Origin of the sequence: Bradyrhizobium sp. PSBB068 (genome assembly GCA_016839165.1) — a bacterium.
GTDB lineage: Bacteria > Pseudomonadota > Alphaproteobacteria > Rhizobiales > Xanthobacteraceae > Bradyrhizobium.
The window spans coordinates 251,021-276,438 of record CP069300.1; the positions used below are offsets into that span (position 1 = coordinate 251,021).

25 protein-coding genes are annotated in these 25,418 nt (G+C 65.2%); 13 read left to right on the forward strand and 12 right to left on the reverse strand.

Annotated features, from left to right (window positions below; translation table 11 throughout):
- Positions 1–90 precede the first annotated feature (90 nt).
- The gene (locus tag JQ507_01140; protein ID QRI70180.1) at positions 91–1,092 is read right to left on the reverse strand and encodes an NADP-dependent oxidoreductase; all 1,002 of its coding nucleotides are present in this window, start codon (positions 1,090–1,092) and stop codon (positions 91–93) included.
- 218 nt (positions 1,093–1,310) lie between these two features.
- Here JQ507_01140 and JQ507_01145 point away from each other — a divergent pair, with 218 nt between their 5' ends.
- Complete coding sequence (locus JQ507_01145) at positions 1,311–2,600, forward strand: dicarboxylate/amino acid:cation symporter (GenBank protein ID QRI70181.1); 1,290 nt, start codon at positions 1,311–1,313, stop codon at positions 2,598–2,600.
- A 12-nt stretch (positions 2,601–2,612) separates the two neighbouring features.
- Complete coding sequence (locus JQ507_01150; protein QRI70182.1) at positions 2,613–3,542, forward strand: amino acid ABC transporter substrate-binding protein; 930 nt, start codon at positions 2,613–2,615, stop codon at positions 3,540–3,542.
- A gap of 10 nt (positions 3,543–3,552) precedes the next feature.
- On the opposite strand, the gene JQ507_01155 is transcribed toward JQ507_01150, so the two are convergent.
- Positions 3,553–4,524: a RimK-like protein gene (locus tag JQ507_01155; GenBank protein QRI70183.1), complete on the reverse strand. Its 972-nt coding sequence runs from the start codon at positions 4,522–4,524 to the stop codon at positions 3,553–3,555.
- 298 nt (positions 4,525–4,822) lie between these two features.
- On the opposite strand from JQ507_01155, the gene JQ507_01160 reads away from it, so the two are divergent.
- From JQ507_01160 to JQ507_01170, 3 genes are all read left to right on the forward strand, one after another.
- A complete protein-coding gene (locus JQ507_01160) occupies positions 4,823–5,596 on the forward strand; it encodes a ferredoxin--NADP reductase (GenBank protein QRI70184.1) in 774 nt (257 codons plus the stop codon).
- A 228-nt stretch (positions 5,597–5,824) separates the two neighbouring features.
- Positions 5,825–6,694, forward strand: a complete 870-nt coding sequence (locus JQ507_01165; GenBank protein ID QRI70185.1) for a patatin-like phospholipase family protein — start codon at positions 5,825–5,827, stop codon at positions 6,692–6,694.
- Between the two features lie 247 nt (positions 6,695–6,941).
- The gene (locus tag JQ507_01170; GenBank protein ID QRI70186.1) at positions 6,942–8,567 is read left to right on the forward strand and encodes an FMN-binding glutamate synthase family protein; all 1,626 of its coding nucleotides are present in this window, start codon (positions 6,942–6,944) and stop codon (positions 8,565–8,567) included.
- A 10-nt stretch (positions 8,568–8,577) separates the two neighbouring features.
- Here the strand turns inward: JQ507_01170 and JQ507_01175 are convergent, their stop codons facing one another.
- From JQ507_01175 to JQ507_01205, 7 genes are all read right to left on the reverse strand, one after another.
- The gene (locus JQ507_01175; GenBank protein QRI70187.1) at positions 8,578–10,041 is read right to left on the reverse strand and encodes an FAD-dependent monooxygenase; all 1,464 of its coding nucleotides are present in this window, start codon (positions 10,039–10,041) and stop codon (positions 8,578–8,580) included.
- Between the two features lie 201 nt (positions 10,042–10,242).
- On the reverse strand, positions 10,243–12,234 hold the full coding sequence (locus JQ507_01180; GenBank protein QRI70188.1) for a carbohydrate porin: 1,992 nt from the start codon (positions 12,232–12,234) through the stop codon (positions 10,243–10,245).
- Positions 12,235–12,547: 313 nt separating this feature from the next.
- Complete coding sequence (locus JQ507_01185; GenBank protein ID QRI70189.1) at positions 12,548–12,796, reverse strand: hypothetical protein; 249 nt, start codon at positions 12,794–12,796, stop codon at positions 12,548–12,550.
- Positions 12,793–14,454: a divalent metal cation transporter gene (locus JQ507_01190; protein QRI73133.1), complete on the reverse strand. Its 1,662-nt coding sequence runs from the start codon at positions 14,452–14,454 to the stop codon at positions 12,793–12,795. The genes JQ507_01185 and JQ507_01190 overlap by 4 nt, the downstream gene beginning before the upstream one ends.
- A gap of 37 nt (positions 14,455–14,491) precedes the next feature.
- On the reverse strand, positions 14,492–14,782 hold the full coding sequence (locus JQ507_01195) for a hypothetical protein (GenBank protein QRI70190.1): 291 nt from the start codon (positions 14,780–14,782) through the stop codon (positions 14,492–14,494).
- Positions 14,766–15,254 carry a phosphoribosyl-ATP diphosphatase gene (gene hisE / locus JQ507_01200; protein ID QRI70191.1) on the reverse strand — a complete coding sequence of 163 codons (489 nt, stop codon included), beginning with the start codon at positions 15,252–15,254 and terminating at the stop codon, positions 14,766–14,768. Before hisE ends, JQ507_01195 begins: the two co-directional genes overlap by 17 nt.
- 296 nt (positions 15,255–15,550) lie before the next feature.
- Positions 15,551–15,850 (reverse strand): hypothetical protein, encoded by a 300-nt coding sequence (locus JQ507_01205; GenBank protein QRI70192.1) that lies wholly within the window; start codon positions 15,848–15,850, stop codon positions 15,551–15,553.
- Between the two features lie 337 nt (positions 15,851–16,187).
- Here JQ507_01205 and JQ507_01210 point away from each other — a divergent pair, with 337 nt between their 5' ends.
- Positions 16,188–16,457, forward strand: coding sequence for a metal-sensing transcriptional repressor (locus JQ507_01210; GenBank protein ID QRI70193.1), 270 nt, complete (start codon positions 16,188–16,190; stop codon positions 16,455–16,457).
- Between the two features lie 165 nt (positions 16,458–16,622).
- On the opposite strand, the gene JQ507_01215 is transcribed toward JQ507_01210, so the two are convergent.
- Both JQ507_01215 and JQ507_01220 read right to left on the reverse strand, forming a co-directional pair.
- The gene (locus JQ507_01215; protein QRI70194.1) at positions 16,623–16,886 is read right to left on the reverse strand and encodes a hypothetical protein; all 264 of its coding nucleotides are present in this window, start codon (positions 16,884–16,886) and stop codon (positions 16,623–16,625) included.
- A 251-nt stretch (positions 16,887–17,137) separates the two neighbouring features.
- Positions 17,138–17,944, reverse strand: coding sequence for a creatininase family protein (locus tag JQ507_01220; protein QRI70195.1), 807 nt, complete (start codon positions 17,942–17,944; stop codon positions 17,138–17,140).
- A gap of 144 nt (positions 17,945–18,088) precedes the next feature.
- Between JQ507_01220 and JQ507_01225 the strand changes: the two genes are divergently transcribed.
- From JQ507_01225 to JQ507_01255, 7 genes are all read left to right on the forward strand, one after another.
- Entirely contained in the window at positions 18,089–19,132 is a 1,044-nt protein-coding gene (locus tag JQ507_01225) for an ABC transporter substrate-binding protein (protein QRI70196.1), read from the forward strand.
- Between the two features lie 273 nt (positions 19,133–19,405).
- Positions 19,406–20,212 carry an ABC transporter ATP-binding protein gene (locus tag JQ507_01230; GenBank protein ID QRI70197.1) on the forward strand — a complete coding sequence of 269 codons (807 nt, stop codon included), beginning with the start codon at positions 19,406–19,408 and terminating at the stop codon, positions 20,210–20,212.
- Positions 20,209–20,997: an ABC transporter permease gene (locus JQ507_01235; protein ID QRI70198.1), complete on the forward strand. Its 789-nt coding sequence runs from the start codon at positions 20,209–20,211 to the stop codon at positions 20,995–20,997. Before JQ507_01230 ends, JQ507_01235 begins: the two co-directional genes overlap by 4 nt.
- Positions 20,997–21,980 (forward strand): 2-hydroxyacid dehydrogenase, encoded by a 984-nt coding sequence (locus JQ507_01240; GenBank protein QRI70199.1) that lies wholly within the window; start codon positions 20,997–20,999, stop codon positions 21,978–21,980. Before JQ507_01235 ends, JQ507_01240 begins: the two co-directional genes overlap by 1 nt.
- Positions 21,980–22,675, forward strand: coding sequence for an AprI/Inh family metalloprotease inhibitor (locus JQ507_01245; GenBank protein QRI70200.1), 696 nt, complete (start codon positions 21,980–21,982; stop codon positions 22,673–22,675). The genes JQ507_01240 and JQ507_01245 overlap by 1 nt, the downstream gene beginning before the upstream one ends.
- 350 nt (positions 22,676–23,025) lie before the next feature.
- On the forward strand, positions 23,026–23,421 hold the full coding sequence (locus JQ507_01250) for a hypothetical protein (GenBank protein QRI70201.1): 396 nt from the start codon (positions 23,026–23,028) through the stop codon (positions 23,419–23,421).
- Between the two features lie 87 nt (positions 23,422–23,508).
- Positions 23,509–24,792 carry a sigma-70 family RNA polymerase sigma factor gene (locus tag JQ507_01255; protein QRI73134.1) on the forward strand — a complete coding sequence of 428 codons (1,284 nt, stop codon included), beginning with the start codon at positions 23,509–23,511 and terminating at the stop codon, positions 24,790–24,792.
- A 19-nt stretch (positions 24,793–24,811) separates the two neighbouring features.
- On the opposite strand, the gene JQ507_01260 is transcribed toward JQ507_01255, so the two are convergent.
- The gene (locus JQ507_01260) at positions 24,812–25,249 is read right to left on the reverse strand and encodes a hydrogenase (GenBank protein QRI70202.1); all 438 of its coding nucleotides are present in this window, start codon (positions 25,247–25,249) and stop codon (positions 24,812–24,814) included.
- Positions 25,250–25,418: the final 169 nt, after the last annotated feature.

Genomic DNA, 25,418 nt, shown 5'->3' on the forward strand with positions numbered 1-25,418 from the left:
CGCCATCTGCGCCGCCAAACCGGGGCCGTGGATCCTTCGAGGCGCGCAAGAGCGCGCACCTCAGCATGACGGAACCGAGAGCTTTTGCCCCTACACCTTCACCATGCGCTTGCCGCGGTTCTCGCCGGCGAGCAGCCCGATCAGCGCCTGCGGCGTGTTCTCGATGCCGTCGATGACGTCCTCCTGCACTTTCAGTTTGCCGGAGGAGACCCAGGACTGCAGGTCGGCGAGCGCGGCGTCGCGCTGGTCCATGTAGTCCATCACGATGAAGCCCTGCATGACCAGCCGCTTCACCACGATCAGGCCGGGCACGCCGCGCGGGCCGTGCGCGGAGGGCACGCCGTCATATTGCGAGATCGCGCCGCAGCAGGCGATGCGGCCGCGGTTGTTCATCTGGGAGAGGCAGGCCTCCAGGATGTCGCCGCCGACATTGTCGAAATAGACGTCGATGCCCTTCGGCGCCGCTGATCGCAGTGCCTTGTAGGTGGCGCCGTCCTTGTAGTCGACCGCGGCGTCGAAGCCGAGCTCTGACGTCAGCCAGTGGCACTTGTCCTTGCCGCCGGCGATGCCGACCACCCGGCAGCCCTTGATCTTGGCGATCTGGCCGACGATCGAGCCGACCGAGCCGGCCGCCGCCGACACCACCACGGTCTCGCCTTCCTTGGGCTTTCCGACATGGAGCAGGCCGAAATAGGCGGTCAGGCCGGCGATGCCGTAGACGCTGAGCAGGTGCGTCATCGGCTCGAGCTTCGGCATCTTCGAAAGGTGTTTGGCGGGCACGGTGGCGTAATCCTGCCAGCCGGTGTCGCCGAACACGATATCGCCCGGCTTGAGGCCTGGGTCATTCGACGACACCACTTCGGCGATGCTGCCGCCGGCCATCACGGTGTTGGCTTCGACCGCAGCACGGTAGGTGGCGCCGTGCATCCAGGCGCGGTTGGCGGCATCGAGCGAGATGTAGCGCGTCCGCACCAGCGCCTCGCCCTCCTTCGGCGCGGGGATGGTGGCGTTGGTCAGGCGAAAATGCTCGGGGCCGAGTTTGCCGGTCGGCTTTTCAACCAGCAGGATCTGGCGATTGATGGTGTCGTTCATTGGCGATGTCTCCCCCTCGCGTTGGTCGTTTCGCATGCAGTTTGACTGCGACGCGCGCAGCTTAGTGCACAGATTGTGCGCTGCATGAACGCTAGTCCCGGCGCTGGCATTCCACAACGGGAACAGATCGGCAAAGTCCCGCTGGACGCGAAGCGTGTTGCGTAGCTGCGTAAATCTGCCACACTTGCCTTACGCCGGGAACTTACGGGGGTAAGAGAATGTCGAACAGGTTTACGCAGTACATCCTGATTGCGATGGTCCTTGGCATCGCAATGGGGACGATCGTCTTCAACTATCTTCCTGACAGCCGTGCCGAGATCGCCGCCGACGTCAACCTGATCGCGATGCTGTTTCTGCGCCTGATCAAGATGATCATCGCGCCGCTGGTGTTCGCCACCCTCGTTGGCGGCATTGCCCATATGGGAAGCGGCGCCAAGCTCGGGCGCATCTTCGCCAAGACCATGGGCTGGTTCGTCTCCGCCTCCTTCATCTCGCTGCTGCTCGGCCTCGTGATGGTCAATCTGTTGCAGCCCGGCGCCAATTTCCCCGGCACACTGCCCGACAAGGCGCAGTCCACCGGCCTGCCGGTCTCGGCGTTCTCGATCGAGAAATTCCTGACCCATCTGATCCCGACCTCGATCGCGGATGCGATGGCGCAGAACGAGATCCTGCAGATCGTGGTGTTCGCGGTGTTCTTCGCGGTCGCGCTCGGCGCCATGCCCGAGCGGTCGAAGCCGATCATGAGCCTGATCGACGACCTCGCCCATATCATGCTGAAGGTCACCGGCTATGTGATGCTGTTCGCGCCGATCGCGGTGTGGGCAGCGATCATGGCGACCGTCTCGAAGAACGGCCTCGGCGTGCTCTGGAAGCTGATCGTCTTCATGGGCGGCTTCTATCTGTCGCTGCTGATCCTGTGGGGCATCCTGGTCGCGGTCGGCTTCATCGTGATCGGGCCGCGCTACAGTCACCTGCTGCGGCTGATCCGCGAACCGCTGATGATCGCGTTTTCGACCGCCTCTTCGGAGGCGGCCTATCCGAAGACGCTGGAGGGGCTGAACAAGTTCGGCGCCTCCTCGCGGATATCGGCTTTCGTGCTGCCGCTCGGCTATTCGTTCAATCTCGACGGCACGATGATGTACTGCACCTTCGCGAGCATCTTCATCGCGCAGACCTACCATATCGAGATGTCGCTCGGCACGCAGCTCGCGATGCTGGCAACCTTGATGATCACCTCCAAAGGCGTCGCCGGCGTGCCGCGCGCGTCGCTGGTGGTGATCGCCTCGACGCTGTCGCAGTTCGGCATCCCCGAGGCCGGGTTGCTGATGATCATGGGCATCGACACCTTCCTCGACATGGGCCGCAGCGCCACCAACGTGATCGGCAACTCGCTGGCGACCGCCGTGGTCGCGAAGTGGGAGGGCGAGCTGAAGGCCGAGCACGAGCTCGGGCCCGACGACGCGGTGCCGCAGGACGCGGTGCCCGGCGCCGTGATGGCCGGCCATTGACGGGAGGGATGCATGCATCGCGCCCGCTGGAGGCCGATCCGGGCTGAGCGCCGGTTGCTGTCGGCATGTCTGCTGGCAGCAAGCCTGCTCACCGGACCGGCGTCCGCACAGCCGGCGGGCGAAGGGCTCAGCCCCACGCTCGCCAACATCAAGGCCACGCACACGGTGCGGATCGGCTATCGCGAGAGTTCGCCGCCGTTCTCGTTCCTCGATCACTCCAACCGGCCGATCGGCTACAGCCTCGAGCTGTGCGATGCGATCGTCGACGAGATCGGGGCCGAGGTCGACGACGCCGGCCTCAAGGTCGACTACATCAAGGTCACCTCCGACGACCGCATTCCCGCGTTGGTCGACAAGAAGATCGATCTCGAATGCGGGTCGACCACGGCGAATGCGGAGCGTGGCAAGCAGGTCGCGTTCTCGCCGCTGATGTTCGTGGCCGGTACCAAGCTGATGGTGCCGAAAGCTTCGGGCGTCAACCAGGTGGCCGATTTGAAGGGCAAGACCGTGGTGGTCACCAAGGGCACCACCAACGAGCAGGCGATCCACAATGTCGACGCCAAGCAACAGCTCGGCCTCAACATCGTCACCGGCGGTGACCACGAGCAATCCTACCAGATGCTGGTGGACGGCAAGGCGGATGCGTTCGCGACCGACGACATCCTGCTCTACGGCCTGATCGCGCGGCACAAGTCGCAGGACAAATTCCGCGTCACCGGCGACTATCTGTCCTACGATCCCTACGGCATCATGTACCGCAAGGGCGAGCCGCAGATGAAAGAGGTGGTCGAGCGTGCGTTCCGCAAGCTCGCCTCGAACCGCGACATCATCCCGCTCTACAACAAATGGTTCGTCGCGCGCCTGCCGACCGGCGAGAAGCTCAACGTCGCGCTGTCACCGCAGCTCGAGGAAGCCTTCAAGGTGCTCGACGAGAACCAGTAGCTTCGGTATGTCACCCGTCGTCCCGGCTTTCGCCGGGGCGACCAACTTGTTCAAACACCGCGTCCAGCGCCGCGTGATACGCAGCTTCGACCAACGCCGGATGCCGGCGGCCCAGCGCCTCCATCTTCACGCCGGAATTCACCTCGAGCACTTTCCACGCACCATCGGCACGCACGACGTCGATGGAGGCGAAGCGGATGCCGACAGCCTGCGCGGCCTTGATGGCGAGCGCGGTGCAGGCGTCGCGTGTCGCATCATCAGCGATCAGCATGGGCTCGGCACCGGCGTCGAGATTGTGCCGCCAGTTCAGCAGGAGCCGCTCGCCGGCCGGTGGAATGGCGTCGAGCGCGGCGGCGTCGAAATCCTCGGGGAGAGTCTTGAGCTGCTCGGCGGTCGCGCTCGCCTGCGCCAGCGCGCGGAGCGAATGGATGCCGTCGCCGACCACCATCGGGCGCGTCTTGCCGTAGACGATCAGTGCGTGCGCATCGAGCAGCACGACGCGCACCTCGTGCTCGATCTCGACATAGGGCGAGATCGCGAGACTTGGATGTGCGGCAAGGATGCGCGCGACCGCGGCCTCCAGCTGCGCCCGCGTCGTGACGCGGAAGACGAGCTCGCCGGATGTCCCCTCGTTAGGCTTGACGACAAGCCCGCGCGGATGCTGGTCGAGCAGCAGCCGCATCGCCTCCAGCGAGTCCGATCCCGGGATGTGCTTGCTGAGCCTGCCGCCGAGAAACAACGTGTGCGCAATGGCGGGAACGCCGGCCGATGCCAGCACCTCCGCGCAGGCCGATTTGTCGTTGGCGACCTGATGCGCGACTGCGCTGTTCAGCCCGATGTCGTAACCGATCGCGAGCCGCCGCCGACGGCCCTTGGTCATGATGACCAGCCAGCCGCCCGACCGCACCTCGACCGCAATCGAGCGCGCCAGACAATATTTTTTGATGGTTTCCAGGAAGATTCGCTGGCTGATCAGGACCACGAGATCATTTTCCCTTCACCACAGTATTCATAGCAATTATTTGCCAGATCGGCGTCGATCTCAGCAAGTAAATTACGTGCAGCGCCACGCGTTAACGATGGTCGTGGTTGAACCCCTGCGCGAAATCGAACGACTGCCATTCTGAGATCGCAATTGCACGCCAGTTGATCTTGACTATCTCATGCGCAGGGGCGATGGACACGCGAGATCTTCAATGATTTCGGCCACTTCTGCGCCGTCGCGAGCAGTCTAGAAATCAAATCATTCTAAACCTGGTCAGTCGAGAAAACGAAAACACATGAGCGCGTTCTATCGAGAGAAGGTTCTTTCGGTTCAGCACTGGACCGATACGCTTTTCAGCTTCCGGGCCACCCGCGATTCCGGTTTCCGCTTCCAGAACGGGCAGTTCGCCATGATCGGCCTCGAGGTCGACGGCCGGCCGCTGCTGCGCGCCTATTCGATGGCGAGCGCCAATCACGAGGAAGAGCTCGAGTTCTTCTCGATCAAGGTGCAGGACGGCCCGCTCACCTCCAAGCTGCAGAAGATCCGCGAGGGCGACACTATCCTGGTCGGCCGCAAGGCGACCGGCACGCTGATCACCGACAATCTGATCCCCGGCAAGCGGCTGATGCTGCTGTCGACCGGCACCGGACTGGCGCCGTTCGCGAGCCTGATCAAGGACCCCGAGGTCTATGATCGCTACGACCAGATCCTGCTGGTGCATGGCTGCCGCCAGGTCTCCGAGCTCGGCTATGGCGAGGAGCTGGTCGCCAAGCTGCGCGACGACGAGCTGTTCGGGCCGCTGCTGTCCGAGAAGCTGTCCTACTATCCGACCGTGACGCGCGAGCCGTTCCGCAACCGCGGACGCATCACCGACCTGATCACCTCGAACCAGCTGTTCACCGACCTGCATCAGGGTCCGCTCGACATCGAGACCGACCGCATCATGATGTGCGGCAGCCCGGCGATGCTGGAAGAGCTCAAGCAGCTGTTCGAGACCCGCGGCTTCAAGGAAGGCAGCGGCAACACGCCCGGTCACTTCGTGATCGAGAAGGCGTTCGTCGAGCGCTGAGACCGCTTAAGACTGTCGTCCTGGCGAAAGCCAGGACCCATTACCATCACTCTCGGTTTTGCGAAGGCTGGGGCCCCATCAGGCTTCAGCTTTTTGCATTTGGGGTTATGGGTCCTGGCCTTCGCCAGGACGACGGCTGTGGTGGTGGCGTGCACCATTTGTGTGTTGCTATAACTCACCCCAACGCCGCGCAGCCCTTTCCGAACGCGGCGACCAGGGAGCCGCGCCTTGTCCATCACCGATCCGGATGCACCGAAGACCGCCTTTGTGTTTGCCGGCGGCGGCAGCTTTGGCGCGGTCCAGGTCGGCATGCTGCAGGCACTGGCGGCGCATGGCGTGGTCGCCGACATGGTGGTCGGCTCCAGCGTCGGCGCGCTCAACGGCGCCTTCTATGCCGGTGATCCGACGGTCTCGGGAGTAGCGCGGCTGGCCGAGATCTGGCGCGGCCTGAACCGGCAGGACGTGTTTCCGGTGACCTGGCGGACACTGGTCGGCTTCCTGTGGCGGCGCGATTTCCTGATCCCGCATGACGGCGTCCGCAAGCTGATCGACGATTACATCCCGTTCCGCAATCTCGAGGACGCGCGGATGCCGATCCACATCGTCACGACCGACATTATCAGCGGCGACAGCGTCGTGCTGTCGGAAGGCTCCGCCGCGGAGGCGATCGTGGCATCGACCGCGATCCCCGGCGCGTTCACGCCGGTGCATTACCGCCATCATTTCCTGGCGGACGGTGCGATCTCCAGCAACACGCCGATCCGCGTTGCCGTGAAGCAGGGGGCAAAACGACTGATCGTGCTGCCGACCGGGCATGCCTGCGCCAACCAGGCACCGCCGGTCGGTGCGCTCGCCAACGCGCTGCATGCGCTGACATTGCTGATCGCGCGGCAACTCGTCAACGAGCTCGAGAATATCGGCTCCGATGTCGAGTACTTCGTGGTACCGCCGCTCTGCCCGCTGGTCGGCTCGCCCTACGATTTCTCCCGAACCTCAGATCACATCGCACGCGCCCTCGACACCACCAATGCGTGGCTGGCCGGCGATGGCCTCAAGGCGGGGCACATCCCGCACGAATTGCAGCCGCATGGCCATTGAGGGGGCGGCGGCTGCGCTTTTTCCTCCACCTCCCCCGCAAGCGGGAGAGGGAGCGCAGTCTTTACGCGGCCACCTTAGTTGCACTGCAGCAGGTGGGATCAAGTTGAACGATCATGGCACCCGCACCCGCCCATCCGGGCGGTTGTCACATCTGTGACTGCTCGGCCGTATAACCGTAGTGCACTTGTTCCGCGAGTTGGATTAGGCTCAGCGTCGACGGGATATTCAAGGCAGACCGGAGGATTCAATGGATACGATACTGCTTCCGTTCTCGCCGCGCTTCATCGTGCTGACGATCTGCGCCGTTGTCACGGTGCTCCTGCTGCTGGTTGGGATTTTCGACCACAAGGTCTTCAAGATCATTCTGATCCCGCTGGTGATCTTCGGCGCGCTGACCCTGCTCGGCATCCGCGACTTCACGCAGAAGAACCACGCGGTGCTGCGCAACTACCCGATCTCTGCGCATGTCCGCTTCCTGCTCGAGGAAATCCGCCCGGAGATGCGGCAGTATTTCTTCGAGAGCGAGAAGGACGGCATGCCGTTCTCGCGCGACACCCGCGCCGTGGTCTATCAGCGTGCCAAGATGGTGCTCGACAAGCGGCCGTTCGGCACCCAGGAGGATGTCTACCGCGAGGGCTATGAGTGGATGCATCATTCGGTGGCGCCGAAGCCGCGCGCCGACGAGAAATTCCGCATCACGATCGGCGGGCCCGATTGCACCAAGCCGTATTCGGCCTCGGTCTTCAACATCTCGGCGATGAGCTTCGGCGCGCTGAGCCCCAACGCGGTGCGGGCGCTGAATGCCGGCGCGAGGAAGGGCGGCTTCGCCCACGACACCGGCGAGGGCGGCGTCAGTCCCTATCACCGCGAGATGGGGGGCGACATCATCTGGGAGGTCGGCTCCGGCTATTTCGGCTGCCGCAACCGCGACGGCACCTTCAATCCCGAGCTGTTCGCAAGCGTCGCGGGCGACGACCAGATCAAGATGGTCGAGCTCAAGATCAGCCAGGGCGCCAAGCCCGGCCATGGCGGCGTGCTGCCGGCCGCCAAGGTCTCCGAGGAGATCTCCAAGATCCGCGGCGTGCCGATGGGCGAGGACTGCATCTCGCCGGCCTATCACAAGGCGTTCTCGACGCCGATCCAGATGATGGAATTCGTCGCCAACATGCGCAAGCTGTCCGGCGGCAAGCCGGCCGGCTTCAAGATGTGCATCGGCCATCCCTGGGAGTTCCTGGCGATCTGCAAGGCGATGAAGGAGAGCGGGCTGTATCCCGACTTCATCGTGGTCGACGGCAATGAGGGCGGCACCGGCGCTGCGCCGCTCGAGTTCATGGACCATCTGGGCATGCCGATGCGCGAGGGCGTCAATTTCGTCCACAACGCGCTGATCGGCATCGGCGCGCGCGACCGCATCAAGATCGGCGCGTCCGGCAAGATCGCGACCGCCTTCGACATGGCGCGCGCGATGGCGATCGGGGCCGATTGGTGCAATTCGGCCCGCGGCTTCATGTTCGCGCTCGGCTGCATCCAGTCCCTGAGCTGCCACACCGACCGCTGTCCGACCGGCGTCACCTCGCAGGACCCGATCCGCAACCGCGCGCTCTATGTGCCGGACAAGATCGAGCGCGTGTACAATTACCACCACTCGACCCTGCACGCGCTGACCGAGCTGCTCGCCGCCGCCGGCCTCGAGCACACCAAGGATCTGCGGCCGATCCACTTCTCGCAGCGGACCTCGACCACCGACGTGCGCACCTTCGCGCAGCTGTATCCGACGCTGCGCCCGGGCGAGCTGCTCGACGGCACCCAGGATCCGCGTTTCCGCGAAGCCTGGGCGATGGCGCGCGCGGACTCGTTCCAGCCGGCGGGGTAGGGCGTCCGACTTACGTCGGCGCGCCGAACCATCTGGTCAACGCTTCCGTGAGGCCGGCGCGGGTCCGGTCTCCGACCCACGCCACGTAGCCGTCCGGGCGGACCAACACTGCGCTGGGTGCCGACACCGCTCCGAGCGCGGGCAGCTCCCAGGTGCCGGCATAGGCGGCGTCGAGCAGCTGAACCCGGTCGGCCCACCCGGTGATGTCGAAGCTGCCGGGCTCGCCAAGATTGAGCAGCGCCGGCCGCGCCTGGTGCAGCAGTGCGAAGACCCGTCGCGGGCCGCTCGCCGTGACCAGATCGAGATCGGGCATGCGGCGTCCGAGCAATGGATGACCGTCGCCGAGCTCGTAATGCAGGTCGAGGCCCGACATCATCGCGGCAAAGCGGCGGCGCGGCTCCTCCATGCGCAGCAATTCGGAGACCACCTCGCTCAGCGCCTTGCTGCGCGCATCGGTGCGGTTGAGCGCGACGTGCGCCATGGTGTTGCGCAGTACGCGGGCCGCCACCGGATGCCGCTCGGTCTGATAGCTGTCGAGCAGGCTGTCCGGCGATGTCAGCTTGACCACCTGGGCGAGCTTCCAGCCCAGATTCACCGCGTCCTGCACGCCGATATTGAGGCCCTGTCCGCCCATCGGCGGATGCACATGGGCGGCATCGCCGGCCAGCAGCACGCGCTGCCTGCGATAGCTCACCGCCTGCCGGGTCATGTCGGTGAAGCGCGAGATCCAGACCGGATTGTGGATGCCGAAATCGGTGCCGTAGGCGGCGATCAGCGTCTCGCTGACGTCGTTGAGGGTGGGCTCCCGGTCCGTGCCGAGCTGCCGCTCGGTCAACACGACCCGCACCCGCCCGCTGTCTTCCACCTTGCCGATCGCGAAAGTGCCGGTGTCGTCCTGGCGAAAGCCCCAGTGCGGTTCGCCGGACATCTCGGCCTCGGCGATCAGCCAGCTTCTGGTCGGATCCCATCCGGCGAAGTCGATGCCGGCCGCTTTGCGGACGGTGCTCCGGCCGCCGTCGCAGCCGACGAGATACTGCGCCCGGAGCCGGCCGTCCGACAGCTCGACATCGACGCCGGCGTCGTCCTGGGCAAACCCGGTCACGTCGCGTTCGCGATAGATCGGCACCGCGAGTTCGCCGACCCATTCGCCGAGAATGCGCTCGATATGGCTCTGGAACAGCCCGAGCGTGAAATTGCGCCGGGTCGGAAAGTCGGTGATATCGAGCGGAACCAGATGCGAGTGGAACAGCACCGCGGGATGCCGCGTCCCCTCCGCGACGAATCGATCGCCGATGCCGCGCTGATCGAGCACCTCCACGGTGCGCGCATGCAATCCGCCCGCCCGCGCGCCGATCAGGTCCGCTCCCGCGCGCCGCTCGACGACGGCGACATCGATCCCGGCCAGCGCCAGCTCGCCCGCAAGCATCAGCCCGGTCGGACCTCCACCGGCAATCACCACAGCATGTTCCCGCATCCCGCACTCCCTTCGTTCGATTGGGCGCGCGTTCTACGGGATGACCCCGGGCTTGCGGCAAGCCCGGGGGGTCTACATATATTTGAGTGGGGAGAGGGCGTTTTGTCGCTCGAACCAATCCAAAACATCATTGCGAAGACCGGCGCGGCAAACTCGCTGTCGTCCCGGCTTTCGCCGGGACGACAGTTGGAGGTAGCAGCCCTAGAACTCGCCGTGCAGACGGCCGGAGATGATGTGCACCGGGCCGCGGTCGGCGTTGTAGGCGGGGTTGGCGATGAACTGATAGTCTGCGGTCACCGTGAAGTGCTTGTTGACCGAATAGGCGTAGTAGCTCTCGAAGATGCCCTCATTGCGGTAGTTGAGCGCGCCGTCGCCGATCAATAGGCCGGTACCGCCGGCGGCGAGGAAGTCGCGATGCGAGGCGGAGAGCCCGTTGATCGCGCCGCCGATGCCGATGGTGTCGTCCGGCCGCCCCCATCGGGCGCCCTTGATCGACACGCCGCCCGAAAGGCTGCGGTCGACGTCGGTGAACGACAGGATCTCGTTCTGGCCGTCATTCCAGCTCAGGCGACCGAACACGCCGACATCGGTTGCGATCTGCTGCTCGGCGTTGAGATAGAAGCCGTATTTCAGGTTGTCCTTGCGGATGCCCGCCATCACGGCGTTGATGTCGAGCGTCGGGTCGGCGGCGACCGTGCCGAGCGCCTGGCTGTAATTGCCGGTGAAGCCGCGGTTGCCGAACACGCCGACGCGTATCTTGCCGGGCTGGTCGAAGATCGAGTAGCGCCCCTCGAACTCGACGACGGCGCCGCCGGTCTTCCAGGTCAGGACGTCGCTGTTCGGCGCATCCGGCACCTGGAACAGGGCGCCGCGCACCGCCCAGTCCCTGCGGTTGAAATCGACCACGGCGCCGCGGGTGTAGCCGGGCAGGTCGGCCGGGAAATCATAGGCGGCCGACGACCACATCGCCCAGTTCATGAAATCGGCGCGCGGATCCTTCGCATAGGAATTGCCGTCGAAGAAGTCGCCGACTGCGAAGCGGCCGACGATCAGCGTCAGCCGATCGATGTCGCGCTTGCCCGCGATCTGGTTTGGGCCGTCAGGGACGTCTTCCTGCTCGCCGCCGAAGCCGAAGGTCTGCTTGATGTAGTAGCGCTGCGGCCGGATCCTCGGATATTCGGCGCCGGCCTTCTGGGCTTCCCCGTTCGGGAAGCCGGCGATGCCGAGCGTGCCGTTGAGGCCGAAGCCCTGCGCGGTCTCCGGGTTGAAGTAGAGCTCGCCGCCCTCCCACAACCGCACACCGAGGAACGCAGTCGTGGTCCAGGTCTGCTGCGCCTGTCCGCCCGCCGGAAGGCTGTTGGTGCCGCTAAAGGCTGAACGGAACGCCGGGTAGCCCTGTCCGATCAACGTCGTCTGGCCATGGATCGTCCAATTGTCGGAGTCCGGCAACCGCGGCTGGGTCGGCGTCGCCGACCATGGCGAGTCGCCAAGCTGGTAGTTCAGGCCGAACTTCAGCAGATGAATCCGCGGGTCCATGGTGACGCCGGGCATGCCGAAATCATTGAGCCCGAGCGTCCGCCGCGACAGGTCGATATATTCGTATTCGATCTTGGCGGTCCAATTGCCGCTCAGCGCGAACTCGGCGCCGACGCCGGCGGTCCAACCGGTCTGGTACTGCCCAGGCTCGGAGACGACACTGCCCGAATCGTCATTGACCCTGACCTGGGTGTGTCCCCAGGCGAAGCCGCCGGTGACATAGGGCATCCAGCTGCCAAAGCTGTAGCCGGCGCGGCCGCGCACGGTGCCGACATAGTCGATCGAGGCATTGAAGGGGCCGAGCGTGCGCCGCGGCAGATCGACCGGGCTCACGAAGGTCGCATCGGTCTCGACGCCGAGCACGAAGCGGTTGGCGAACTGGTGATTGTATCCGACCTGGAAGCCGCCGACCCCGCCCGTGACGCTGTGCGGAAAGAAGACCGCCTGGAGGGGAAGCGGATTGGTATCGGGACCGAGGCTGCCGTCGCCATAGCCGACATGGCCGCCGACGTAAAAGCCGGTCCAGTTGTAGACCGCCGTGTTGATGGCCGGTGACTTGACGGCCATGTCGGCCGCGGCCGCGGGCGTGCCGAAGGCTGCAGCGCCGAGCGCTGCGCCGGCGGCGATCCGGACCCGAAACAGGCGGACGCAGGTCATGACGCGACAATCTCCCCCGCGCGGTTGGAGGTATTCCCTGCCATCACTGCAGATTTGGCGGCCGCGTGCCACCCGAGATTTGAAGTCATCGCCCGCCGTCCCCGGTCTGATCTGCATCATTCCATCCAATGCCAGATCAGCAACTAACACCCCCAGTTCCTTATTGCAAATGGTTCGCAATAGCAACTGAGACTCGCCGGATGCCTCCCGGTGTGCACTGCCTCTATGACAGTCGTGTAACGAGGTGAAGCCGCCGGCGCGCTTCGCTGCAATTGGCTGCGCGGGTGTGGCAGTCCGGTCGAGGGCCCACCGCTCATTCGATGCCGTCATGGTCTTTAACTTTCCTTGTCGAGGTGAATTCCGGCCGCGGCCTTCGTCCCAGCGCGATCAGCGCGCCGGCTCGTTCGAAGGTCCGCGCCACTGAGAGCGCCGCGCGCAGCTCGGCGCTCGAGATTGTGCGTTTCAGGTAGAGCGCGGTTGCGCCGCGCAGGATGGCGCTCGCCAGCCTCAGCAGCACGACCGCGCCCCATCGACGGCCGCGGCCGAGGGGCACGACCGTCACGCCCCCACCGTGGCGAGCTGCACGATCCGCAACAGCACGAGCCCGGCGGCGACGACCAGATAGCCGCGCAGCACGATCATCCAGATCCGGCTCAACGGGCTGAGCCGCGCCGGCGGCAGCCGATCGAGCGGCGGCATCCGCCAGGTGTCGCGGTCGAACAGCGGCGGCTGGTGCCGCTTGAAGCGGAACGAGGCGTGGCGGCGCGACGACATCTCGTACAGCTTGACCAGCGCCGTGACGGCGACGGCAAGTGCGCTGCCGCCGACCAGGATGCCGATGATCCAGGCCTCGCTGAGGTCGGGGAACAGCACCGCGGCGGTCAGGATCACCGACAGCATCACCAGCCCCGCCACGACAGCGCCGGTGAACAGGTTCAGCCTCGTCGAATTGATCCAGGGTCCGAGGATGTGACGGTCGTTGCAGAGCAGGAGCAGGAACACGGTCGCGCTCGGCAGCAGCACGCCGGCCAGCGTCTGCACCGCGTTGGTGAGCAGCCCGAGCGGCGTGCCCGGCGTCAGCACCAACACGGCGGCGAGCACGATCAGGCCGCAATAGACGCTGTAGAAGCCTTTGGCGTCCCACAGCTTGCGGTGCAGCGAGTGCTTGACCGCGAATACGTCGCCGATCGCATAGGCGGTCGAGAGGGAGACCGCGGCGGCGCCGATGATGCAGGCATCCAGCAAAGCGAGGGCAAACAGCACAGCCGGCAGCCGCCCGGCATATTTCTCGAGCCCGACCGCGGTCCCGAGCGCGTCGGTGTAGTTGCCGAATTCGGGCTGTCCGGAGAACACGTGCGCGCAGAACGAGATCATCGCCACCGCGCCGACCACGACCAGCACGATGCCGATGCACAGATCCATCCGCTCATAGCGGATGAAGCGCGGGGTGATCCGCTTGTCGACGATGTAGCTCTGCTGGAAGAACAATTGCCATGGCGCCACCGTGGTGCCGACGATGGCGACGATCAGCAGCATCACTTCGCTGAGCTTGGCGCCCTCGGGCATCTTCGGCACGAAGAAGTCGGAGGCGATCTGCCCGATCGGCGGATGCACCATCAGGATCACAGGCACCAGCAGCAGGCTGCCCGCGACCAGCACGATGCCGAAGCGTTCGAAACGGCGGAAGTCGCCGGTCGATACCGCCAGCATCACGATCGCGGCCGAGGCCAGCACGCCCCAGAATTGCGACAGGCCGAGATAGCTCAGCGCGAGCGTGATGCCGATGAATTCGGTGACGATGGTCAGTGCGTTCAGCACCAGCAGGTCGATCACGCTGAAGGCGCCCCAGAATTTTCCGAACCGCTCGAAGATCAGCCGCGCATGGCCGACGCCGGTGACGGCGCCGAGCCGCACCACCATCTCCTGGTTGACGTAAAGCACGGGAATCAGCAGCAGCAGCGTCCACAGCAGCGTGGTGCCGTAGTTCTGGCCGGCCTGGGTATAGGTGCCGAAGGCGCCGGCATCGTTGTCGCCGACCATCACGATCAGGCCGGGGCCGACGATCGCGAGCAGCGTCTTCAACCGCGCCGTCAAGGTCGCGCGCGGCGCGACATCATCTTCCGCGATGCTGCCGAGCGCGCCGTGGATATCGCCGAGATGCGCCCGGTCCAGGACCGCGGTCCGGCTCGAGGCGAGAGCCGCTTGATCGGGGGCGTGCATGTCCAAGTCATTGACGACGGTCATGACTCATTCCTTCTTACTTGCGTGGTTTGGTGGTTCGGGCTGCTGGAAAGCGGATGATGTTGGTCGCATCAGGCGCGGGCGTTGGCGTTGCGGCGCGTCGGCGCTTCGGCGCGGTATCGGTGTCCAGCACCAGCACGACGCCGAGTGCGGCGACGTGGCGTACCAGGCCCGCGCTTTCGCTGATGATGCCGATGACGCTTCGCATCACGGGCGCGAGCGGATCGTAGGCTTCACCGGTGTTGCGGACGGTCTGCGTGGCGGTCGGCCGGCGGCCCGGCCCGAAGATGTCATTTGCCTTGCTCATGTTCGTCTCCTGTCCGCTTCGGTGCTGGCATGGACGGGTCTGAATCCCGGTGACGGGATTTCGGCGGCTTCTCGGCAATCCCGAGTTCGTCGGCGCGGCGGCGCATCTCGATCCAGACCGAGCCGGGTTCGATGCCGGCGCGATGCCACAATGCGACGAGGTGGTAGAGCAGGTCGGCGCTTTCGCTGACGATCGCCTGCGTGTTGTGCTTGACGGTCTCGAGCGCGACCTCTCCGGCCTCCTCGATCACCTTCTGGGCGATCTTGCGGGTGCTCGAGGTGAGCAGCCTTGCGGTGCGCGGGTGATTATCCGGCGTCACCGCGTCGAGTGACGCATGCAGCCGATCGAGTTCACCCTGCGAGGCCGTCGCCGCGCGCGGCCCGTCGCCGACCGGCGGCGCTCCGGCCTGGCGGCGCAAGCGTCCCTGCCGGCGGGGCGGCTCTGTCTCTGTTTGTCTGGCGGTTTCAGTCATACCTGCTCCGATCGTCTCCGCGCTGCCTGTCAGGCACGGCGCGAGGGACGCGGAGCGGCTTTACGCGCGCGCGCAACCTCCGCTGCCGTGAGCAGCGGCATTCTCAAACGTGATGTCGTTCCCCGAAGGGTGTCCCGTTGCAGCGCCGGAACGGCGGGCAACGGGACGACTAGGTCCCTCGTCCATGTTCGTCCCCTAGGGCATGATCCGGAAAACTGCGAAGCGGTTTTCCGGAACGATCATGCCTAAACAAGAATCCAGAGCGCGATGACGATTCAAGCTGATCTCATCGCGCTTCAGGCGCTCGCCGCCATCTTGAGCTTGGCGGCACGCGCGATTGTTGTGCGCGGGCCGGAAGGCCGGTCCGCGCATCGCTCACCGTTGGTCGGTTCGGTGCTGGTTTCGACGGTCCACCGGCATTCCAGGTGGCCGTCGATCAAGACCCAATGACATGCCGGTGCCGGGGTTGGACGCCGGCCTCGGCCCTCCGGGTGGCGAAAACCCGGGAGGTTGTCATTGGAATGGGTGGCCGCAATCGGCCGCGGCGCCATGCGCTGCGGCTCGAACGGCCGGAATTTTGCGAGCTTTTCGAACATCGCTCACCTCCACTTCCGCTGTCGCGCGGCAGGCCGGTGAGGAGCGGCGGTCAGCTAAGGCGCGACCACCCATCCACGCAGGCGAAATCTGCGCGATCAGTTTTGCTATGTTGCGGCGTCAACAGTCCCGTCGAGGGTCTACTGTCGCCTGAGTTGCTACTGCCCATGTGCCTTCTGTGTTGGCTCGTGGTCGGGTTGGTCTTTCGGGGTAGGACCCCGGCGCGGAACGAATGTTCCGACAATTGGGCACTACGCCTGACACAAACACGTGTCAAGCCGAATTTGCTATCCTCCTGGGAGGATCGCGATTATCCTCCCGGGAGGATAGGAGAACCATATGTCCGACGACCATCCGCATGTTGCCATCGCCCGGCGCCTGAAGCGCGCCAACGGCCATCTCGAGACCATCGTCGAGATGATCGAGCAGGGCAAGCCATGCGCCCAGATCGCCCAGCAATTGCAGGCCGTGGAGAGTGCGATCGAGAGCGCCAAGAAGGCGCTGATCCACGATCACATCGGCCACAGCCTGGAGGAGACGTTGAAGGCATCGGGCCCCAAGGGCCGCAATGTGCTGCGCGACTTTCGGCTGATCGCGAAATACCTGTGACCCAACATACCTGTGACCCAAGATACCCGTGATCAAAGGCCGCATGCGGCGGACTGACGAAGCTTGACCCGTCCGGGGGGATCACCGGACGGGTCGGTTGCGACACGGGGTGGATGAGGACCCGTGCCGAACGCAGGATCCGCAGCCTTTAGAAAAGCCCGTCGATCAGTAGCAGGTGCGCACGCGGCCGATGTAGTTGCCGTAGGCGTCGAACTGGCGCACCCAGCCGCAGCGGCGATAGCCGGTGTCGTAGTAGCCGTCGCTGGCCGCGATCGCGCTGCCGACGATGGCGGCGCCGACCAGCCCCGCGCCAACGCCCCAGCCCCAGCCATACGGCTTGGCTTCGGCCTGCGAGGTGGTGGATGCGATGGTGCCGGTCACGGCGAGCGCGGCGAGGGCGAGGGCGGCAAACTTGGTCTTGATCGACATGGGATACTCCATCCTGTTTGAGCGCGGTCCGGTGTGGTCCGCATGCCCGTTGGACGGAGGCTTTCCGGTTCCGGTTCGAGCGCCGGCCGGGAAATATGGTTTCGTGGATTGTTTCGTCGCGAATAAAGCTCTGCGAGATGGGTCTAAATGGCTCGCCGCGAGCTCGGTGCACCTCTCCCCGTCGGGGAGAGGTGAACCATCCACGGCGCTTCCTGCTCAAACCTTATCCATCATGCGTCAGCAAGACGGAGTCAGTTGCCCGCGAATACGCCCGGATCGAACCTGTCGACGTCCGCAAGCAGCTCGCAGAACGCACGCGCGCCATGCTCGAGCAGCTGCTCGCCCTTGTCGGCAGAAGCCTTGGTGGCATCGCCGATCGCGCCGCTTGGATTGAGATCCTGCGCCTGCCAGGCGAACGGTGCCGGCCGCTGGGTCGACAGCAAGCGGTGATCCTGCTCGATCTGAATGCTCGCGGGCTTGAAGTCCGCGATCGCATCCTTGCGCACATGCTGCGGATACTTCGCCAGCATGATCGAGGTTTCGACCGCGCCGCCATGGATGCCGTGGCGCAGTTCGTCGGCATCGAACAGCCCGTCGGGTGTGCCGAAGCGCGACCAGCTCGTGGTGACCACCAGCATCTTGTGCTGCGCGCGCAGATCCTGCGCGACGAGTTGCATCGCGGCGGAGTTGCCGCCATGGCTGGTCACCATCACGAGCTTCCTGACCCCGGCGCGTGCCACGCTCTCGCCGAGCGCCATCCAGCTGTTCAGCGCCACCTCGGTCGGCAGGGTCAGCGTGCCCGGAAAATCGATGTGCTCGGTGGAGATGCCGACCGGCTGCACGGGCAGGAACGTCGCCGGGATGGCCGCTGGCAGCAGCGCCTGCACCCGCGCCAGATACGCTTCACCGATCATGACGTCGGTTCCGAGCGGCAGATGCGGCCCGTGCTGCTCGGTCGCGGCCAGTGGCAGCACCACGATCCAGCGCGCGGCCGCGCCCTTGGCGATGTCGGGCCAATGGATGGCGGTCCAGTCACGGGGCGGAAGCGTCGAGGTCATCAAGGCTGTCGTTTCAATACAAGCGTTTCATGGGATGGATTTGCAGGCTAGTTTGTTTAACATCGTGAGGCGTTCGCGTCTCCGGGCGCGGTCCACCTCCTGCCGCCTTCCATCATGGGCCATTATATCAGACGGAGTCCAACCATGATCCCGGCCTTTTTGCTGCGAGCGTTAACCACAGCCCTGCTGGCCGCCACCCTCGGCGTTTCCGCAGGTGTCCTCCCGGTGCGGGCGCAGAGCTCGGACAAGTCTTTGGACAAGGTCTCGTTCGGCACCAACTGGGTCGCCGAGGGCGAGCATGGCGGCTTCTTCCAGGCGCTGGCCGACGGCACCTACAAGAAATACGGCCTCGACGTCACCATCGTGCCCGGCGGCCCCAACGAGAACAACCGCATGCTCCTGATCGCGGGCAAGCTCGACTTCTTCATGAGCGCGAACTCGCTGCAGACCTTCGACGCCGTCACCAACAACGTGCCGCTGGTCGCCGTCGCGACCATGTTCCAGAAGGACCCGCAGGTCTTCCTCACCCACCCGGAGGTCAAGGTCAGCAAGATCGAGGATCTGAAGCCGCTGACGCTGCTGATCTCGAAGGAAGGCATCACCAGCTACTTCCAGTGGCTGAAATCTGAGTACGGCTTCGACGAGAACAAGGTGAAGCCCTACACCTTCAACCCGCAGCCCTTCATCGTGAACAAGCAGACGGCCATGCAGGGCTATGTCACGTCGGAGCCCTTCGCGGTCGAGAAGGCCGCCGGCTTCAAGCCGAACGTGCTGCTGCTCGCCGACTACGGCTTCAACTCCTATTCGACGCTGATCGAGACCCGCCGCGACCTGGTCGACAAGAAGCCGGACCTGGTGCAACGCTTCGTCGATGCCTCGATCGTCGGCTGGTACACCTATGTGTACGGCGACAATTCGGCCGGCAATGCGATGATCAAGAAGCTCAATCCCGACATGAACGACGAGCTGCTGGCCTATTGCGTCGCCAAGATGCGCGAGTACGGCATCGTCGATTCCGGCGATTCCATCAAGAACGGCATCGGCGCCATGACCGACGAGCGGATGGCGAGCTTCTTCGACAAGATGGTGCGCGCCGGCGTGGTCAAGAGCACCATCGACTATCGCCAGGGCTATACGCTGCGCTTCGTCAACAAGGCGGTCGGCGTCGAGCTCCGGCCCAAGAACTGACGGTGCGGACGCGATGAACTTTGACGCGAATGTTGCAGCGTCGGTAGTCCACCTCTCCCCCTGTGGGAGAGGCATAGGCCGCCCATGGCGGCCGTACCTAGCGACGCCGAAGCAACGCTTCGGCTATGTCGCATCGCCAGATGCGATCCGGGTGAGGGGTGACGCTCTCTCGTGGGACCTGCGCCCCCTCACCCGGCGCTTCGCGCCGACCTCTCCCCGATGGGGAGAGGTGCTCCCCGCGGCACGATCGCGCTCAGCAAAATCCAGCCGTCGATGGTAGAGAGCATCGTGTCGGAAATCGCCGCCAGCAGCTCCGCCGTGCGCCTGCGCGGCGTCACCAAGACCTATGACAGCGGCGTGATGGCGCTCGGGCCGCTCGACCTCGAAGTCCGGCAAGGCGAGTTCGTCTCGCTGCTCGGGCCCTCCGGTTGCGGAAAATCCACCGCGCTGCGAATTATCGCAGGCCTCGCCACACCGAGCACAGGCACGGTCGAGCTCGCGCATCACGACGTCGAGCGGCGCGGCAGTCACCGTATCGGCTTCGTGTTCCAGGAGCCGACGCTGATGCCGTGGGCCAATGTGCGCGACAATGTCCGCCTGCCGCTGAAGCTCGCCCGCGCGCCGGCGACCGATGCCGATGCCCGCATCGAGGCGGCGCTCGATCAGGTCGGGCTGGCGGAGTTTGCCGGTGCCTATCCGCGCGAATTGTCCGGCGGCATGAAGATGCGGGTGTCGCTGGCGCGCGCGCTGGTCACCGATCCGGATATCCTGCTGATGGACGAGCCGTTCGCGGCACTCGACGAGATCACGCGTTTTCGCCTCAACAACGATCTCTTGTCGCTGTGGCGCGATTTGCACAAGACCGTCATCTTCGTGACGCACTCGGTGTTCGAGTCGGTCTATCTCTCCGAGCGTGTGATCGTGATGACGGCGCGGCCGGGCCGGATCGGCGCCGAGTTTCATATCAACTCGGCCGAGCCGCGCGGCGAGGAGTTCCGCACCTCGGCCGAATATGCCGCCTACTGCCGCGAGGTCTCGCATGCGCTGGCGCCGTCCTATGCGGGGCAGGCCGGCGCATGAAGTCTCCGCAAGACCTCATCCGCTTTCTGCTTCCGGTCGCGGTGTTCGCTGCGGGGCTCGCGCTCTGGGAAGCGATCGTCCGCGCCTATGGCATCCAGCCCTACGTGCTGCCGAGCCCGCTATTGGTGCTGAAGACGCTGGTTGCAGACTGGCCGATCCTGTCGCAATCGCTCGGCGTCACGCTGCTGACCACGCTCGAAGGCTTCGTTGCCGCCGCGGTCGGCGGCGTGGTGCTGGCGCTGTTGTTCAACCAATCGAAATGGCTGGAATATTCGCTGTTTCCTTATGCGGTGGTGCTGCAGGTCACGCCCGTGATCGCGATCGCGCCGCTGCTCCTGATCTATCTGCAGCAGCAGACCGCGGTGATCGTCTGCGCCTGGATCGTGGCGTTCTTTCCGGTGCTGTCGAACACCACGCTCGGGCTCAACTCGGTCGATCGCAACCTCGCCGGTTTGTTTCAACTTTATGGCGCGTCACGGCTGCAAACGCTGTTGTTCCTGAAGCTGCCTGCGGCGCTGCCTTATATTCTCGGCGGCCTGCGCATCGCCGGCGGGCTGTCGCTGATCGGCGCCGTGGTCGCGGAGATCGCAGCGGGCAGTGCAGGTGCCGGCTCGGGCCTCGCGTTCCGGATCGCTGAATCGGGCTACCGGCTGAATATTCCCCGCATGTTTGCAGCCCTTCTGCTGCTATCGCTGGCCGGGATTGTCATCTATGGGGTGCTGGCGCTAGTTTCGCACCTCTTGTTGCGGCGTTGGCATGAAAGCGCGTTAGGAAAGGACAGTTGATGGCCCCGATTTCTTCCGAAAAGATCGATCTGCTGATTTACGGACCGATCCGGCCAATCCTCGAAAACGGCTTTTCCGATCAATACGTGCTGCACAAGGCCGAGAGCCGCGGCGACCTCGAACGGCTGACGATGGACACGATGGCCAAGATCCGCGGCATCGCCGTCACCTATCACACGATGGCGACCGACAAGACCGCGATGGCGCTGTTTCCCAAGCTGGAGATCGTCGGCAGCTTCGGCGTCGGCTACGACCACGTCGATTCCGCCTATGCGCGCGATCACAATATCGTGGTCACCAACACGCCCGACGTGCTGACCGAGGAGGTCGCCGACGTCGCGATGGGTCTGTTGATTGCGACCTTGCGCGAATTCGTCAAGGCCGACCGCTATGTGCGCTCCGGCCTGTGGCAGACCCAGAATTATCCGCTCAGCGTCGGCTCGCTGCGTGATCGCAAGATCGGCATCGTCGGCATGGGCCGGATCGGCCAGGCGATCGGCCGTCGCCTGGAAGCCTCGCGGGTGCCGGTGTCATATCACTCGCGCAACCCATCCAAGGACGTTTCCTACAAGCACTATCCCGACCTGATCGAAATGGCGAAGGCGGTCGACACCCTGATCGTCATCGTGCCGGGCGGCGCCTCGACCGCGAAGATGATCAATGCCGACGTTCTGAAGGCGCTCGGCCCGCGCGGTGTGCTGATCAATGTGGCGCGCGGCTCCGTGGTCGACGAGCCGGCGCTGGTCGCGGCGTTGAAATCCGGCACCATCCTCGCCGCCGGTCTCGACGTGTTCGCGGCCGAGCCGAACGTGCCGGACGAATTGAAGGCGATGCAGAATGTCGTGCTGCTGCCGCATATCGGTTCGGCCTCGGTGGTGACGCGCAACGCAATGGACCAGCTCGTGGTCGACAACATCAGGAACTGGTTCGCCGGCAAGCCGCCGCTGACGCCGGTCGCCGAAACCCCGGTCAGGGATCGCTGATGGCATTGTCCCGCTTCAGCGTCGTGCTGCTCGCGCTGCTGGCCGCATCCGGTCCAGCCGCCGCGCAGGACGTCACGACGTTGAAGAAGGACATGATCGGACAGTGGGAGCTCGCCACCACCGAGCGCAGCAAGACCTGCGTCGTGACGCTGAAGAGCGACGCGACGCCGCAAGGCTTCAAGCTCGAGCTCGAGCCGGCCTGCGCCGCCGCGCTGCCCTTCACCAAGGACATCACCGGCTGGAGCATCAAGGGCCTCGGCGACATCGTGCGGCTACACAACGCGGCCGGCGAGGCGGTGATCGATTTCACAGAAGTCGAGGCCGGCATCTTCGAGGGCATGCGCACCAACGAGGGCGTCTACATCCTGCAGAATCTCGCCGCCGCCCGCTCGCTCGCCAAGTCGATGGACCAGATGATCGGCGACTGGTCGATGGTCCGTGGCAACGGCCAGGCGATCTGCGCGCTGGTGCTGACCAACACCGACGCCGGCAACGACAATTTCCAGGTGTTCATGAAAGGCAAATGCGATCCCGCGGTCGCGACCTTCAACCCGACGCTGTGGCGGCTCGACCACGGCCAGATGATCCTGATGTCGCCCAAGGGCGAGAGCTGGCAGTTCGAGGCCGACGACAACGCCCAGTGGCGCCGCATCCCCGACAGCGCCGATCCGCTGATCATGTTGCGGGAGCAATAGGGGGCCGGCGAAATATCACCGCCTCCGCATGCGGTACTCGCCGACAAATTTGCGCGATTTCGGAATATTGGAAATATCTCCCTGATTTGCCCGACGTGTCAAGGTCCCCGTATCGGACGCCGGCAGCCCGCCGGCTGCTTTGCATGGGGTTGTTTTCGATATTTTTGACCCCGCGCATCCGCGGCGGCGTAAAGCCGCCGATGCGTCCGCAGTTTGCCCTGTTCCGTCGTCCAGCCCGAAAATAATTCCCCACTCCCTGTCGATCCGGTTCGCGCCGGATCGTCGTCACCAGTAGCGAGCCGGTTTTGCGGCGGTTATCGTCGCTTCTCGCCTAAAACAGGAGTTTTCCGATGCGGTTCATGTATATCGTCACCTCGTCCCAGCCCCCGCGGCCGCCGACGCCGGCGCTGATGGAGGCGATGGGCAAGCTCGCCGAGCGGGAAATCAAGGCCGGCCGCATGATCGACACCGGCGGGCTGCTGCCGGTCGCGATGGGCGCCCAGGTCCGCATCACCGACGGCAAGCTCAACGTCATCGACGGGCCGTTCGTCGAGACCAAGGAGATGATCGGCGGTTACGCGATCTTCGAGCTGCGCAACAAGGAAGAGGCCGTCGCGGCCGCCGTGGAGTTCATGCAGCTGCAAAAGGAGCATATGCCGGGCTGGGAAGGGACCTGCGAGGTGCGCCACCTCGCGACCCCGGGCGTTGACGTCGCCTGCCAGGTCGATGTGTCCGCCGTCGCCTGACGGGCCGCGGAGGGAGCGTTTTCGAGCGAAGTGGCTTCCAGCCCGCGTGAAGAAGGCGCGACACGGCAAGACGTCAAGTCGGCGGCGATGACGGCCGCCGACATCCAGTCCACGATCCTTGCGGTGTGGCGCATCGAGCAGCCGCGGCTGATCACCAGCCTGTCGCGGATGCTGCGCGACGTGCCGCTCGCCGAGGATCTGACCCAGGAAGCGCTGGTCGCCGCGCTCGAGCACTGGCCGGCCGACGGCGTGCCGGAGAAGCCGGGCGCCTGGCTGATGGCGACCGCCAAGCGGCGTGCGCTCGATCACATCAGGCGCAACAGCATGCTGACCGGCAAGCACGGCATGCTGGCGCATGATCTGGCGTGGGAGCAGGAGACCATGCCCGATTTCGATTCCGCGCTCGACGACGACATCGGCGATGAATTGCTGCGGCTGATCTTCACCGCCTGTCATCCGCTGCTGTCGCGCGAGGCACGCGCCGCGCTGGCGTTGCGGATGATCTGCGGCCTCACCACCGAGGAGATTGCGCGCGCCTTCCTGCAGGTGGAAGCGACCGTCGCCCAGCGCATCGTGCGTGCCAAACGCACGCTGTCGGAGTCGGGCCTCGCCTACGAGACGCCGCGCGGCGAGGCGCTGTCCGAACGGCTCGCCTCGGTGCTCGAGGTCGTCTATCTGATCTTCAACGAGGGCTACACCGCCGCACGCGGCGACGAATGGCTGCGACCGCAGCTCTGTAACGAGGCGCTGCGCATCGGCCGCGTGCTGACCTCGATCGCGCCATCGGAGCCGGAAGCACACGGCCTGCTGGCGCTGATGGAGTTCAACGCCTCGCGGATGGCGGCGCGCACCGATGCGGCCGGCGAGCCGATCCTGCTGATGGACCAGAACCGCGCGCTGTGGGATCGCCTGCAAATCCGCCGCGGCCAGCTGGCGCTGGCGCGCGGCCGCGAGCTCGGCGGCGCCGGCGGCTTCTATGTGCTGCAGGCCGCGATCGCCGCCTGCCACGCCGAGGCCGATGCGCCCGCCGCGACCGACTGGCGCCGCATCGCCGCGCTCTATGGCGATCTCGCTGCGCTGCTCGATTCGCCCGTCATCGCGCTCAACCGTGCGGTTGCGATCGGCATGGCCGAAGGGCCGCAGGCCGCGCTTGCGATCGTCGACGGTCTCGCCGACGAGCCGGCGCTGAAATCCTATCACCTGCTGCCGAGCGTGCGCGGCGATCTGCTGCAACGGCTGAGCCGCTTCGCGGAGGCGCAATCAGCGTTCGAGGCCGCCGCCGCATTGGCCGGCAACGCACGCGAGCGTGAGTTCCTCAAGCGCCGCGCCGCGGCCGCCGCGCGCGCGGCGCAGGAGCGCGAGCAGCACTGACGGTGGTCGTCAGGAGAGATCATCGCACGTCATGGACAAGCGCCGCCTTGCCGCGCAGCCCCCAGAGCAGCAGGGCCGATGCCGCGATGATCGCAAGGCCGATCGAGACGAACCCGGCGGTGACCAGCGTCTCCTGCCACGGCGGGGCACTACGCCCGGGCGCGGTGACCGGCGAGAGCGCGCCGGTTCCGAGAATGGCGGCGAGCGTCGTCACCGCCCAGTTGCCGTAGGTGCCGCAGGGCAGCGCCCAATAGGCGACAGCGCGCGGGCCCGACGCCAGCCTGACCTCGCTCCAGATCGCCCCGACCGCGAGCAGGAAGGTGCCATTCATCACCCCTTCGAGATGGGCCGCGAGTCCCATCCGGACGTTGGTGAAATGCTGCTCGACAAGTCCGGTCAACAGCCCGATCAGGAACAAGGCCATGCCGTGAAACAGCAGCCGTCGCCGATAATCCATTCCCGCCCCCTCAAATGATCGCCCGGTCAATGGCCGATCATAGCAGACGGGACGAAGCCGTCCGTCAGTGACCTGGGGTCGCAGCGGCCGTGGCTGCCCCAAAACCGGGACGGACCACGGCCTGCTGCAGAAGCCCGGCGGTTGTTGCCGGCGGCAACCTATGACACCA

What these genes read in the sequence shown, in the direction of transcription:
- JQ507_01140 (QRI70180.1), bottom strand. Translation starts at nt 1,092, where the DNA reads ATGAACGACACCATCAATCGCCAGATCCTGCTGGTTGAAAAGCCGACC.
- JQ507_01145 (QRI70181.1), top strand. Translation starts at nt 1,311, where the DNA reads ATGTCGAACAGGTTTACGCAGTACATCCTGATTGCGATGGTCCTTGGC.
- JQ507_01150 (QRI70182.1), top strand. Translation starts at nt 2,613, where the DNA reads ATGCATCGCGCCCGCTGGAGGCCGATCCGGGCTGAGCGCCGGTTGCTG.
- JQ507_01160 (QRI70184.1), top strand. Translation starts at nt 4,823, where the DNA reads ATGAGCGCGTTCTATCGAGAGAAGGTTCTTTCGGTTCAGCACTGGACC.
- JQ507_01170 (QRI70186.1), top strand. Translation starts at nt 6,942, where the DNA reads ATGGATACGATACTGCTTCCGTTCTCGCCGCGCTTCATCGTGCTGACG.
- JQ507_01175 (QRI70187.1), bottom strand. Translation starts at nt 10,041, where the DNA reads ATGCGGGAACATGCTGTGGTGATTGCCGGTGGAGGTCCGACCGGGCTG.
- JQ507_01180 (QRI70188.1), bottom strand. Translation starts at nt 12,234, where the DNA reads ATGACCTGCGTCCGCCTGTTTCGGGTCCGGATCGCCGCCGGCGCAGCG.
- JQ507_01190 (QRI73133.1), bottom strand. Translation starts at nt 14,454, where the DNA reads ATGCACGCCCCCGATCAAGCGGCTCTCGCCTCGAGCCGGACCGCGGTC.
- JQ507_01195 (QRI70190.1), bottom strand. Translation starts at nt 14,782, where the DNA reads ATGAGCAAGGCAAATGACATCTTCGGGCCGGGCCGCCGGCCGACCGCC.
- hisE (QRI70191.1), bottom strand. Translation starts at nt 15,254, where the DNA reads ATGACTGAAACCGCCAGACAAACAGAGACAGAGCCGCCCCGCCGGCAG.
- JQ507_01205 (QRI70192.1), bottom strand. Translation starts at nt 15,850, where the DNA reads ATGTTCGAAAAGCTCGCAAAATTCCGGCCGTTCGAGCCGCAGCGCATG.
- JQ507_01210 (QRI70193.1), top strand. Translation starts at nt 16,188, where the DNA reads ATGTCCGACGACCATCCGCATGTTGCCATCGCCCGGCGCCTGAAGCGC.
- JQ507_01215 (QRI70194.1), bottom strand. Translation starts at nt 16,886, where the DNA reads ATGTCGATCAAGACCAAGTTTGCCGCCCTCGCCCTCGCCGCGCTCGCC.
- JQ507_01220 (QRI70195.1), bottom strand. Translation starts at nt 17,944, where the DNA reads ATGACCTCGACGCTTCCGCCCCGTGACTGGACCGCCATCCATTGGCCC.
- JQ507_01225 (QRI70196.1), top strand. Translation starts at nt 18,089, where the DNA reads ATGATCCCGGCCTTTTTGCTGCGAGCGTTAACCACAGCCCTGCTGGCC.
- JQ507_01230 (QRI70197.1), top strand. Translation starts at nt 19,406, where the DNA reads ATGGTAGAGAGCATCGTGTCGGAAATCGCCGCCAGCAGCTCCGCCGTG.
- JQ507_01235 (QRI70198.1), top strand. Translation starts at nt 20,209, where the DNA reads ATGAAGTCTCCGCAAGACCTCATCCGCTTTCTGCTTCCGGTCGCGGTG.
- JQ507_01240 (QRI70199.1), top strand. Translation starts at nt 20,997, where the DNA reads ATGGCCCCGATTTCTTCCGAAAAGATCGATCTGCTGATTTACGGACCG.
- JQ507_01245 (QRI70200.1), top strand. Translation starts at nt 21,980, where the DNA reads ATGGCATTGTCCCGCTTCAGCGTCGTGCTGCTCGCGCTGCTGGCCGCA.
- JQ507_01250 (QRI70201.1), top strand. Translation starts at nt 23,026, where the DNA reads ATGCGGTTCATGTATATCGTCACCTCGTCCCAGCCCCCGCGGCCGCCG.
- JQ507_01255 (QRI73134.1), top strand. Translation starts at nt 23,509, where the DNA reads ATGACGGCCGCCGACATCCAGTCCACGATCCTTGCGGTGTGGCGCATC.
- JQ507_01260 (QRI70202.1), bottom strand. Translation starts at nt 25,249, where the DNA reads ATGGATTATCGGCGACGGCTGCTGTTTCACGGCATGGCCTTGTTCCTG.